Consider the following 13267-nt stretch of genomic DNA (forward strand, 5'->3'; position numbering starts at 1 on the left):
TAAAAGAAAAAGATAAAATCTAAAAATGATAAATCCCATGATTGAAAGTAAAACACAAAATTCCAAATTTCACTTTGAAACACAATGTAAACAAAAATAATAAAATTATATTATTCGTACCTTCTTATAAAGATTACATCCTGATTGAAATATATATTGGCGCGATAAAATAATTACCGCACCAATTAAATTTATGTTAGTTGCGATATCCTTTTGGATTATTTTTTTGCCAATTCCAAGCATCACGCATCATAGTGCCCAGATCACGTTTCGCTTTCCATCCCAGCTTTTCAGCCGCCAATTCAGGAGCAGACCAACATTCGGCTATATCCCCGTCACGGCGCGGTACGATCTGATAGCTCACCGAGCACCCTGAAGCATTCTCAAATGCATGCAACATTTCTAACACTGAGTAGCCGATACCGGTCCCCAAATTGTAAACGGTAAAGCCTTTTTGATCATCAATATGATCGATTGCCTTGAGGTGGCCTTCAGCCAAATCCATCACATGGATATAATCACGCACGCCGGTACCATCAGGCGTTGGGTAGTCATCACCATAAACAGACAATTTTTCCAATTTACCGATCGCCACCTGAGAAATATAAGGCAACAAATTATTAGGAATACCGTTAGGATCTTCACCGATCATGCCAGACTCATGGGCACCGACCGGATTGAAGTAACGCAGCGCAGTAATTGAAAACTGAGGTTCCGCTTTCGCGAAGTCTTGCAGCATCTGCTCTGCCATCAGTTTCGACGTTCCGTATGGGTTTGTGGTTCCGCCAACACGGGAAGTTTCAAGCAACGGGACATGCTCCGGCATGCCATAGACCGTCGCGGAAGAACTGAAGATAAATTTAGTTACGCCGGCACGACGCATTTCGTCCAGGAGCACCAAAGTGCCGGAAACATTATTCTGGTAGTATTCGAGCGGTTTACGAGTCGACTCCCCCACCGCCTTCAATCCAGCGAAATGTATGACGGCAGAGATATCATGCGCATCGAATATGCTACGCAAAGAGTCGCCATTTTGGACATCACCCTGATAAAAAGTAGCCGCTCTGCCCATTAACTTTTCGACACGATGCAGTGATTCTTCTGACGAGTTCGACAGATTATCCAGTACGATCACTTCTTCACCGCGTTCCAGCAAGGCTAATACCGTATGAGAACCAATATAACCGGCGCCACCGGTAACTAAAATTGCCATTCACCACTCCTTATGCGCGCCTGCAGCGCTAACGACATAAATTCTATCACTATCTCAAACCGATTGCCTTGGGGGGTTCCAGCCCAAAATGGACAAGACAGCAAAGTTGATAACACTAACTGCCATCGAAGTCATTGTCTTTAGGATAAATCATATGTGCTCGATAGCAACGCCCATTATTGAGCCCGTATTCATTGATTACAGTTCTGCTTATCAAACTCATTCAATCCACAGGGCTGCGAAATGCAGCCCTGTGGATTGACCCAGAGCCCGTAGACAAATCTGGCCTATATTTTGAGCATAGGAGGAGTCTATGGTCACACCACGATTCTCCCCTGAATTTAAAGAAGAAGCTATCCGCCAGATCACTGAGCGGGGCGATTCTGTTGCCGATGTTTCAGAAAGGCTTGTCGTGTCGGCACACCGTCTTTATAAATGGTTGCGCTCAGTAAAACCTGATAACAACGGGCACCAGGCCAGGATTTACTGGATGCCAGAACGGAGATCCTTAAGCTGAAAGCGCAACTTAAACGATCTGAGGACGAACGAGATATTATGAAAAAGGCAGCGCGGTACTTTGCAAGAAAGCCCGACTAAAGTAATAACGTATTGAGACAAAAAAGAGCAGCTTGAGGCTGCTCTTTCAGACAAATACTCATGGTGAGTATTTGAACCATTTATCCCTACCCGGTCAGCGATTCATAGAGAAATACTGCGCCACTCGTTTCACATCCTTTTCGTCAAGCGTTCCTGAGTCGCTCAACAGGGTGATCCAGGACTTTATGTAGGTATACTTGGCCGAAGCCAGGTCTCGCTGCGCGCTGTAAAGTTGTTGCTCGGCATTCAGCACATCGACGTTGACGCGCTGCCCTGCCAACACGCTCTGGCGGGTGGCCGTTACCTGCGTTGTCGCCGATTTTACCGCCAGTTCATACGCCGCTAATTTTGCGCGACTACTGATGCAAAGATTGAACTGCTTACGCAGATCGTTCAGCGTGGTACCGACCTGCGCATCCATTTCATACATCGCCTGCCCATAGCGGGATGCCGCCTGGCGAGTCGATGCTGACACACCACCGCCGGCATAGATCGGCACGCTCACCTGCACGCCGATACTGTCGGTGCGGTATTTTTGGTTAACCGTGTTATCACTGCTGGAATCATTTTCCGAGTGCGAAGCATAGAGCTGAACCTGCGGCATGAAGCCCGCACGGTTTCTCTCCACCTCATACTTGGCGGCATCAACACCATGGCGCGAGGCAGCCAACATCGGGTTATTCTCCAGGGCAATTTTTTGCCACTCTTCAAATTTGGAAGGGATTAGCGGCGCCACCTGGAATTTACCGGGGCGCAGTACCTGCAGCTCGTCCAGTTGATCGAGCGGTACGCCAATTATTACCTCCAGCTCGCGTTGTGCCGCATCCAGGGCATCACGTGCCTCGATTTCCTGCGCCTCTGCCAGACTGTAGCGCGCCTGGGTTTCTGAAACGTCGGTAATGGTACCTTCACCCGCGCTCATTAATCGATCGTTCAGCGCCAATTGCTCTTTGTAAGCCGCCTTTTGCGCTGAGGCCAGCGCAATCTGGTCTTTGGAGTAAGCCACTTCAACATAGGCAGATATCACCCGCACAGCCAGATCCAGATACTTACTGCGGTAACGCTCATCCGACATCAGCGTTTGCGCCACGCCGGCCTTGTAACGCGCGTAGGCTTCGTAATCGAACAACGGTTGCGTCAGCGTTATCGAGCTGGAATGGCTGCGATACTGTTGCCGCTTGGTCGCCTCACCAAGGCTATTGCCAAAAATGTCACTCGCCGGATACTTTTGCGTCTGCCAGTTACGCGGTGAATTCTGGTAATTGGCCGACACCTTCGGCAGCAGCCCCGCTCTGCCGATGTTTTCGTTTTCATCCCCCGCTTCTTTCTCTTTTATAGCCGCCCGAAAGGTCGGATCTATTTCAAGTGCCAGCGAATATGCGTCTAGAATCCCTATCGAATGAACCGGCGCAGCTATCGCAAACAAGAGGGTACTGATAGCAAGGCCAGCAACCTGTCGTTTAAATTGAATCAAAATTATTCCTCGGTTAATGAAGTATGAGCGCGATCCAAAATAGGTTTAAACAAATAGCTCAGCAGTGAGCGCGACCCCGTCTTCACAAACACCTCAACAGGCATGCCCGGCTTAACATCCTCCCCGCCCAGCATTTTCATGCCTTCAGGAGAAACCGTAACCTGCATTTGGTAGTAGGGTTCACCATTGGCCTTGTCCACCAACCGGTCGGCAGAAACCAACGTCACCGTCCCCGGGATTTTCGGGGTTTTGTTCTGGTTGAAAGCGGTAAACATCAAATCCACCGGCAACCCGTTGTACACCTTGTCAATCAGCTCCACCTTCAGGCGGGAATCCACCACCAGCGTAGCCTGACTGGGTACAACGTCCATCAGGTGGTCACCCGCTCCCACGACGCCCCCCTGAGTAAAGATATTCAATCCGACTACGGTGCCATCCACCGGCGAAGTGATAGCGGTGTTGCCGAGATCAAAATTCGCCATTTCCAGCTTGTTTCTGAACTCGCTGGCATCCATCTGCGTTTGCGCCAGTTGGGTTCTAACCTCGCGCTGATAGTCGGCAAAACGCTGATCGATCCGCTGCTGAGATTCCTGCAGCTGTTTTTGTACCTGGCCGATCCGCCCGACGGTTTCATCGATGCTGCTGTTAACTTCCGCAAACTGACGCTGCACTTCAAGATAACGGTTACGCGGTAAATAGCCGTCGGCAGCCAGTTGTTTCATGCTGTTCATCTGCTCACGCAGGCTGGAAAGCTGGATCTGTTTATTGACCCTGGAATCCTGCAGGCCTTTCAACTGGAAACGCATACCGTCCATCGACTGTTTATAACCGTCGACTTCGCTTTGCAGCCCCTGACGGCGCGAGGAGAAGAGCTGGGTTTGCAGCGCGATGATCTCGGCAACCCGCGGCTGAGCCTGAAGTTGTTCGAAGACCGGCGAGAAAGTCACTTTGCTTAATCCATCACGTTCAGCCAGCAGGCGGCCTTCAGTGGCCAGGGTGGTGTAATATTGATCGCGCAGAGAATCAACCTGCGCCTGCGCCTGTACCTGACTCAGTTGCACCAATACTTCACCGGCTTTAACCCTGTCGCCTTCTTTTACGGTGATGCTTTTAATGATGCCGCTGGCTGGCGCCTGCACGGTCTTGCGGTTGCCGGAAACGATCACCGAGCCTGGCGAAGCAACCCCTTTATCCAAAGGCGCAAAGGCAGCCCAGGCGAAAAAACCAAACAGGCCCAGCCCCACCACCAACCACCCCATGCGGGTAAAACGCCGCTCGTCTTGTGGGATCTCTTCTGAATACGAGTCTTGCGGCTCGCCAATGTGCGTAGACATACCAACTCCTTCGACTGCAGGCGGCGCTGTTGCCCCGCCCGGCAAGTTCACGGCTTAATTAATTTGAGTTTTTGGGATATTGCCTTCGTCCGGCTCGGAATTGACCGCACGTACGGCTTGCTGTGGAGTCTGCGCTTTTTGCGCATTGGCCAGGGCTTGCAGAACCTGCTGCGTTGGGCCAAACGCATTGACGCTACCGTTGACCAACAGCAGCAGCTTGGTGGTCATCGACAGCAGGTTGGTGCGATGGGTAATCAGAATCACCGTTTTATTACGCTGCTTGAGGAACAAAATGGCCTGATTCAGCGCTTTCTCACCGGCGTCATCCAAATTGGAGTTAGGCTCGTCCAACACAATCAGAGATGGATCGCCATACAGCGCACGCGCCAGGCCAATACGCTGCTTCTGCCCGCCGGATAACCCGGCCCCGCCATTACCGATGATCGAGTCGTAACCATTAGGGAAACGCAGGATCAGCTCATGCACCCCAGCCAGCTTGGCAGCTTCAATGACTTTCTCGGAGTCGATATCGTTAAAGCGAGCTATGTTTTCGGCGATGGTGCCGGCAAAGAGCTCGATATCCTGAGGCAGGTAGCCAATGTAGGGCCCCAGTTCATCTTTATTCCACTGGTAGATATCAGCGTTATCAAGGCGCACAATACCCTCACTGACCGGCCAGATGCCGACCAGTAAACGCGCCAGCGTAGACTTGCCGGAAGCGCTTGGCCCGATAATCCCCAGCACGTCGCCCGGTTGAATAGCAAAGCTGACATTGTGCAACACCGCATCGGCTTTTGATCCCGGAGGGGTGGCGGTGACGCCTTCGACCGAGATGATCCCTTCAGGACGGGGAAGCGACATCCCCATTCCGCGCGGAGGATGCTTATCAAGCAGTTTGACCAAACGCTGATAGGACAGTTTGGCTGAGCTCCAGCTTTTCCAGACGTTAATCACCTGCTCGATGGGCGCCAGAGTACGTCCCATCAAAATAGAGCCCGCGATCATCATGCCGGGGGTGATATGCCCATCAATCGCCAACCATCCCCCGAGCCCCAGGACCAATGACTGCAAAGAGAGACGAACAAATTTGGTGATGGAACTGACGGTGGTCGCGCGCTCGCTGGCAACACGTTGGCTATTCAGAAATCGCTGATGCAACCCAAACCAACGTCGTTTTAAATTAGGCAGCATGCCCAAGGCTTCAATCACTTCAGCATTGCGCAAATTGGTACTCGCCAGGCTGCTGGACATGATCGACAACTTGCTCGCTTCGCCCAAAGGTTGCTTGGACACCATTTCGTTGACCACAGCCAACGCAACCAGCAACAACGAGCCAACCAGAGCAAACAACCCCAGCCACGGGTTGAACAGGAAAATCACCAGCAGGTAAATCGGGAACCAGGGCGCATCGAAGAAAGCAAACAATGCGCTGCCGGTCAGGAATTGCCGTACCGTAGTCAAATCGCCCAGCATCTGCCCTGCATCGGAAGAACCATTCTTAAGGTTAGATTCGTACGCAGCCGTATAAACCCGCGTATTCAAACGCATGTCTAATTGGCTACCGATACGGATCACGACCATGCTGCGCACATACTCCAGCAACGCCATCATGCCGAACATTCCCAGCATAATCAGCGTCAGCATCAGTAAGGTGATTTCATTGCGCGAAGGAAGCACCCGGTCATAAACCTGGAGCATATAGATTGAAGGAACAAGCATTAACAAGTTAATAAATGCGGTAAATATGCCAACGGTCCAAAAAACTTTACTGCGTGTCCGTATAACATCCGCAATTTCATTACGCGGTATAAATTGATTCACATTCTGCCCTTACATCATGTGCACTGTCAGCCAAATCCGCATTGATTCGCATAGATAAAACCACACGAAAAATCACCCCAAATATGCTCAGGACTGCAGTCGCATTTTTATTAACTATAGTTACATAAACCCCGTAACGGCAAGGCACGAAGTTAAAAAAAAACACGGACAAAGTCTCATTTTTTCACAATGAAAAACAGCAAGTTAAAACATCCGACATCACAAAAAGAAAAACCATCAGTTATTATATGGTTTTAGCATATCCCATACCCACTTTACCCTATGAAATTTCAACCTGAAAATGATTAGATATCTAATCATTTCACTCTTAAACCAAGCAATAACTAATTATTATAATTAATGAAAAAATATATAACCAACATATACATAATGTAAGTTGTTACTTTGACGAACATTTAAGAGCAATTCAATGGAAAGAAAATAAAAAAATCCTACCGCCTTGACAAAATACCTGTTAACTCCTTTGCTTAAATTGCGAAAACAGAAAATGGCTATTTATGCGTCATCTTTACATGTCGCTGTTTTTGCATGTGTTAACACTAAAATTCCGACCGAATCTCTTCCTGTTAACGGTACTGGGATCAAGGTCACGACATACTTTTGACTACATAAATGGGTACATCCAAAGGGGTAACGTATGGCCACATTAGTATCACAGCAAAAAGCAGCGGCTTTATTTCTAGCCATTTCTGGAAAGAACATTGATACCGCGGGCTTAGATTACTATTCACAAAAAATCGAAACTTCTGCCCTTTCACTTGAACAAGTTGCCCAAAAGTTCATTGCAGGTACTGCCAGCCTGAATGGTCGCACGGCCTCTGAGATCGTCACTACCATCTACACCTCCGTTTATGGCAGTGCCCCTTCCAATCAGGTTCTAACCGATCTGCTAGCTGGTAACCCGACGACCGCATCAGTTGTTGCGAAAGTTATTTCTGATTTACTGGACTACAATGGCTTTGATTCCACTTTATTAACACAACAAACAACTTTCGAAACTAAAGTTGAAAAATCACTGTTCCCTGTAGCCAGCGCATCAGCTACAGCAGGGGCAGGTGATGTTCAGGGGATTTTCCACGTTGTGGGACTGACTCAAACTCAGGATGGGATCAACTATTGGGGTACGGTGTTGGCTCAGGGGTCAAAAACTCTGGCAGCTATCGCACAATCGTTTGTAAACTCCAGTCCATTAAAAACATTGAGTGACAGCGCCTTCGTGAATGCTATTTTCCAAAATAGCTATGAGCGTGCACCAACTACTGCCGAAAGTAACAGCTATCTTGCATTGTTAAGCGGTGGCGCTACCCGTGGTGATATCGTCGCTCAGGTTATTAACTCATTAAAAGGCACGGTAGCCGCCGGTGACACTACCGCGCAGCAACATTTCCAAGCAGCAACCCACGTCTATCAACCAGGTGAACTTCCTGCCTTGAGCTTCCAAGAACAAGCAGCAGCAGTGTTCCTCGCAGTACCGGGCCGAGGGATTGACTCAAGTGGTCTAGACACCTGGAGCAAAGCTCTTTTCGCAGGAAAAACCTACGCTCAGGTTATCACCACTCTAATAAACTCAGCGGAATCACAGCAAAAAGGCGGCCAGTTAACGGGTGATGCCTTTGTTCAGCACGTCTTTACACTTGTGCACGGTGTAGCGGCCACGGCTCAGCAATTAGCCACCTACGGCGCATTGGCTAACAAAACATCAATTACCCAAGCCATTATTAATGACCTGCGAACGTCTGTAGCCACCGATGCCGCTACTGTTACTCAACAGCACGGGTTTGAATTCGATATCGGCACCAGCTTGCTATACAAAACAGCAGCTTCACTCACAGCAACCGCCGCTGGCGGCAATGCCACCGGTACTGTTAACACCGGTTCTTCACACCAGATCAGTAATGCTGAAACCGCCGTACTGCAAAACGTGTTGTTAAACGCCAACGCGGCCAGTGTAGTTAACCTGAAGTTCGCCGATCACCTGGCGAACCTGACCATTAACGGCACCAGTGCAGCAACGGTTAACCTGTCGGACAACGGCGTGAACCCGGGCGTAGGTATTACCGTCAACAATGGCAATGTCATTTTGAACGCTAGCTCGGGTGCGGATGCAGTGGTTGTTACTTCAACCGCCAATATTGCTACTGGTACCGGTCAGTTTAACCTTGGTGCGGGTAACGATAGCCTGAAGTGGGCGGGTAATGGGGTATCAAACGGCGCTAACACGGTAGCGACCACCATTAAAGCTGATGGTGGGTCAGGTATTGACTCTATCTCCGCTAACTTTATCACCAAGTCTGTCGTTACTAACCAAAACGCCCTGGGCATTCGTAGCAGCGTTGTAACCAGTAACGCCAATAACTTCTCGAATTTTGAGAAAATTGACCTGACAGGATTTATCGGTAAATCCGTTGGTACCCTGATTACCACGCCATTGATCGGTTCACCGACCACTACCAGCGTAACCACACCGACGCACGTCTTTGATTTTGGTTTAACCAACGGAACGGCGTCAGTTGAAGGGACTACTGGGGGCACGGTAACTCAAGGCGCAGCTGCAACCAACTTGGGTTCTCAAGGTTTTGTGATCTCTGGCTTAACCAATGCCAGTGTCATTAACGCTGCGGGCGGTAACGCTGCACAACTGGAAGTGAAGGGCGATGCAACATCTGCAAGCACCCTGGGCTTCACTTTTGTTCAGAATGCGACCGACCATTTCAATATCAATTTTGATGCAGTAAGTTCTTCAAACGTCAATGCTGGCGCTATCAGTCTGACCAGTAGCAGCAGTGCATTGTTGGGGACGGCATTGGGTACGGTGAATATTGCGTCTGGCGGTACGGGGTCGTTTAGCAATATCGTCTCATTGGCCGGTACCAACGCGCAGGTTCAGAACATAAACGTTACTGGTGATCATGTTCTGAATTTAACGCTGGGCAGCGGCTTCAGTAATGTACGTGATGTTAACGCATCCACCAATACTGCCGGTCTGAATCTTGATTCAAACCATGCGGGTACCGGCGACGGTATTATCGTTCAACTGCTGAACATCCTGCCGTTGAGTGCGGTAACTACAGCGCTGCTGACCCCACTGCTCAATACGCTGGGCCTGAACGGTTATCAACTGACTGTAGAAGGGACCGGCGCGGCTGACAGCTTCAACGTTCTGGGTAACACCACCCTGGCCGGTGGCAACGGTGTGAATACCTATGAACTGAAGTCCAGTACCACTCAGGCCGGTGTTACCATTACTGACTTTGACAGCGCCAAAGACAAGATTGTCGATGCGGCTTCTGCTTTGACCATCTCCGGCAATACCAGCGGCACCGCGGTGGCGGATTACGGCACCCGTGCTTCTGATACTCTGGACGCGCTGCTGGGTACTCTGGTTGGCGGTCTGACCAACGGCGTTATTGGCCTGTTGGGCGGTATCCTCGGCCTCGGTAGCAGCAACGCACTGACGGCTAAAGTGGGTGTGGCGTCAGTGGTGTTTGGCGGTACCGGCGATAACGCCAGCTCTTATGTGATTATTGATAACAACAATAACCACACGCTGGATGCTAACGACAGCGTCGTTTACCTGACAGGGCAGAACCATCAGCAACTGCTGGATACTCTGCATTACGCATAAGATATTCATTTGTGGATTGATGGCGTTCGTTAAAATCGCCAATTAAGATTAAATAAACAAATGCCAGCCAGTTAATTATGGCTGGCATTTTTAATTATTTTTTATATCGTACTAATAATGCCAAAAAGAATTAACAAATTAACGAAGAAAGCCTTATCTGACATTAGCAGCAAAAAAAAATCCGAAAACGGAAACGTTTTCGGATTTCATTAAAACCGCATTCAGAGAACCCTATTCCTTCGGTTAGCTACTATATCCATTATTACCAAGGTGAGTTAATCGGGGACGTAGAACGCATCATCACAGGAACATCGCCATCAGGCGTTGCTGAGTTACCCTGAACTTCTTTCAATGGCATAGCCTTTTGCTGCTGCGGAGCCGTATTGCTATTGATAAAGCTCCGCAAAGTTGAAGAAATTCCGTTTGAGGGCTGAGCTATCGGTTTCTCTTGCCAAAATAACATCGCGTGTTGATTGTTTCCCTTCAACGCAATCGAGATTTTTCCTCCTGGCAGAGTTTGATATTTCTCCACCGTATACGAACGAGCAATATCAGCCACCTTACTGAAGGCCAACATCGATGGCTTCGGCTGACCATCACGTGTCAACAAGCCAAAACGGTGCTCATTAATCTTCGGGTTATCGCCATCATCAAGTAGGTCATACCACCATACCCCTTTAATATATGGGCGTGACTTCGCCAGGAAGGTATATTTTACTATGTACTGCGCAGCCAAATCTTTCGAAAGCCCCCCTTTACCTTCATAAGTTGGCACTCCTATTTCGGTAATGTAAATGGGCACAGAACGACCTGCAGCCTTTGCAAGCTTAGCCTCAAATTGATCCACAACACTAAGATTTCCCTCAGGGGCTCGTACAGCATAACTGTCATTACCATAGGAGTATGGATGAATAGATAAACCATCGACATAATTGAGAACACCTAGTTTGACAATTTTATCTACCCAAGAAGGATCTCGTGTTCCCGTCGGATTGGCTGAGCCAGTCATAATAATCGCATCAGGATCAGCCTTTTTGACAGCGGCAGCAGTTGCTTTCACCAACGCAACAAAAACCTCTGGTGCTGGCGGCTTAGGTGGCTTAGGCTTAATCGCCGTAGAGTTTGTCCATTCGTTCCAAATTTCGTAGTACTTAATCTTGCCCTTGTATTTTGAGGCAGTCCAATACGCATAGTTAGCAAAAGCATTGATAGCTTCAGGTGTGGTTGGATAACCTGAAGGATCATACAACTTATTGCCATATGCCAAAACCAACAAACCGTTAAGCCCAAACTTTGTCTGGCCATCATTAAAGGCCTGGTCGGCCTTTTGCATATTCCCGGTTACTACATACTGACCTTTTTGTTGCTCAAGCCCACTCCACGGGAAGTCAGCACGATATGACGTAAAACCATAACGTTTAACCAACTCCAGATACTTGTCTGGATCGTTAGGATACCAGCGAAAATGCGTATGAACACCCACTTCAAACGCCATCGAACTAGTGCTAAAAGCCAATATTGATAAAGCGCCAAGGCGAAAAAAATTTATTTTTCGCTCCCTGAGCCTCGATTTATAACAGCTTGAAATAATTGGCATCTGACCTCCAGTTTTGAATGAAAGATTAACTGTCTCACGTCCCAGAGATCAGGTAATCCACACTCTGGTGTGTGGATTACCATTAACGCTATTCTTATAATTAATAAGCAGACTTATTAATAAAACCTTTGAATATGGTTAAGAACACAATCTTAATGTCCAACCAGACACTCCAGTTACGAATATAATCCAGATCGAACTCAACACGTTTTTGCATTTTCTCCAGCGTATCAGTTTCTCCACGCCAGCCATTGATCTGCGCCCAGCCGGTTATACCTGGTTTCATTTTATGGCGTAACATATAACCGTTAATCAATTTTCTGTACTGTTCATTATGCGCCACCGCATGCGGCCTTGGGCCAACGATGGACATGTCACCTTTCAATACGTTAATAAATTGTGGTAGTTCATCCAAAGAGGTGCGACGTAAAAAAGCCCCTACCGGTGTTAACCGCGTATCCCCTTTTGTTGCCTGAACCACTTTGTCTCCATCTTCCATCACGCTCATGGAACGGAACTTCCAAACTTCGATGGCCTTACCATCCATGCCATAGCGTCTTTGTTTAAAGATCACTGGTCCGGAAGAGGTGAATTTCACCATGGCAGCAATCAACAACAACACAGGAGAAATAAACAGCAAGATAAAAATTGACAAAATAATGTCTTCAATGCGTTTAATAACCTGATTAATACCGCTCATAGGAGTATCGAACAGCGAAACAACCGGCACACCGTTAATTTCTTCGGAGCGTGACTGTAATATATTGAAGGTGAAAATATCAGGAATCAACATCACTGAACAGGTGGTGTCGGAAAGATCGGCAACCGTGTCCTTAATTAGCTTCTCCTGCTCCATCGACATAGCTATATACACACGATCGATACGCCCACTTTTAGCATCTTCTACCAGTTGGCATAAGTCACCCCGGCGCTCAATTGTAGTATTTAGTTGAGAATTATCATTATCATAAATCCCAAGTACTTTAAATCCCATCCAATGGGCATCTCGAAGTGATTCAGCCAGGCGAATACCAACTGGCATCGCCCCCATTATCGCCACGTTTCGGGTATTAAAACCGATATTACGCATATAACCAAGAAACAAACGGATCACGCTACGCGAAATAACCAGCCCGCAAGACACCAACAAATACCATTGGATATAGACGGAATATTCATTGTTAAAAGAATTAACTAAGGCGACTGTTCCTGAGGTTAAAAGCAGACTCAACGACCAGTTTTGTAAGATGAGCTGGACCTCAAGACCCGCGCGAACCCCACGCCATGAGCGATAAAAATCGGTAATACCACCAATCATTTGGAAAATAACAATTGAAATCAATACCATGACCCAGTGCTGCATAATAAAGTCAGCACCAGAAATCAGGCAAGACAAGTACAATCCGGCAAAAATAATGAAAATATCGGAAAAACGCTGGATCATTGAGGTTAGGGATGCATTGGTATGCAATGTTCCTCGACGGAAACCGTTCATAGATAACTGCCTATTAACTATCATAGTATAGATGCCTTTTGTAAGTTTTCTCTGGTACCTATATCTCTTAATTTTACTGGGCCATCTATA

General features: G+C 48.0%; 7 protein-coding genes and 1 pseudogene. 2 read left to right on the forward strand and 6 right to left on the reverse strand.

Annotated elements, in window-relative coordinates; genetic code table 11:
• Positions 1–196 precede the first annotated feature (196 nt).
• On the reverse strand, positions 197–1213 hold the full coding sequence (gene galE, locus H5P17_RS02330; protein ID WP_182821009.1) for a UDP-glucose 4-epimerase GalE: 1017 nt from the start codon (positions 1211–1213) through the stop codon (positions 197–199).
• A gap of 313 nt (positions 1214–1526) precedes the next feature.
• On the opposite strand from galE, the pseudogene H5P17_RS02335 reads away from it, so the two are divergent.
• A pseudogene (locus H5P17_RS02335) lies at positions 1527–1812 on the forward strand (transposase); the annotation flags it as partial.
• Between the two features lie 92 nt (positions 1813–1904).
• On the opposite strand, the gene H5P17_RS02340 reads toward H5P17_RS02335, so the two are convergent.
• Genes H5P17_RS02340 through H5P17_RS02350 form a run of 3 tightly spaced genes read right to left on the reverse strand, consistent with a single transcriptional unit; the run spans position 1905 to position 6439 of the window.
• Positions 1905–3284 carry a TolC family outer membrane protein gene (locus H5P17_RS02340; RefSeq protein ID WP_182821010.1) on the reverse strand — a complete coding sequence of 460 codons (1380 nt, stop codon included), beginning with the start codon at positions 3282–3284 and terminating at the stop codon, positions 1905–1907.
• Between the two features lie 2 nt (positions 3285–3286).
• Positions 3287–4618 (reverse strand): HlyD family type I secretion periplasmic adaptor subunit, encoded by a 1332-nt coding sequence (locus H5P17_RS02345; protein ID WP_020826026.1) that lies wholly within the window; start codon positions 4616–4618, stop codon positions 3287–3289.
• A 54-nt stretch (positions 4619–4672) separates the two neighbouring features.
• Positions 4673–6439: a type I secretion system permease/ATPase gene (locus H5P17_RS02350; RefSeq protein WP_020826025.1), complete on the reverse strand. Its 1767-nt coding sequence runs from the start codon at positions 6437–6439 to the stop codon at positions 4673–4675.
• 658 nt (positions 6440–7097) lie between these two features.
• Here H5P17_RS02350 and H5P17_RS02355 point away from each other — a divergent pair.
• Positions 7098–10085: a DUF4214 domain-containing protein gene (locus H5P17_RS02355; protein ID WP_182821012.1), complete on the forward strand. Its 2988-nt coding sequence runs from the start codon at positions 7098–7100 to the stop codon at positions 10083–10085.
• A 262-nt stretch (positions 10086–10347) separates the two neighbouring features.
• Here the strand turns inward: H5P17_RS02355 and H5P17_RS02360 are convergent, their stop codons facing one another.
• Both H5P17_RS02360 and wcaJ read right to left on the reverse strand, forming a co-directional pair.
• Entirely contained in the window at positions 10348–11682 is a 1335-nt protein-coding gene (locus H5P17_RS02360; RefSeq protein ID WP_255477850.1) for a cellulase family glycosylhydrolase, read from the reverse strand.
• 100 nt (positions 11683–11782) lie between these two features.
• Positions 11783–13177, reverse strand: a complete 1395-nt coding sequence (wcaJ, locus tag H5P17_RS02365; RefSeq protein ID WP_182821013.1) for an undecaprenyl-phosphate glucose phosphotransferase — start codon at positions 13175–13177, stop codon at positions 11783–11785.
• Between the last annotated feature and the right edge of the window lie 90 nt (positions 13178–13267).

The sequence above is a fragment of the Serratia sp. OS31 genome (assembly GCF_014164835.1).
Lineage (GTDB): Bacteria > Pseudomonadota > Gammaproteobacteria > Enterobacterales > Enterobacteriaceae > Serratia > Serratia liquefaciens_A.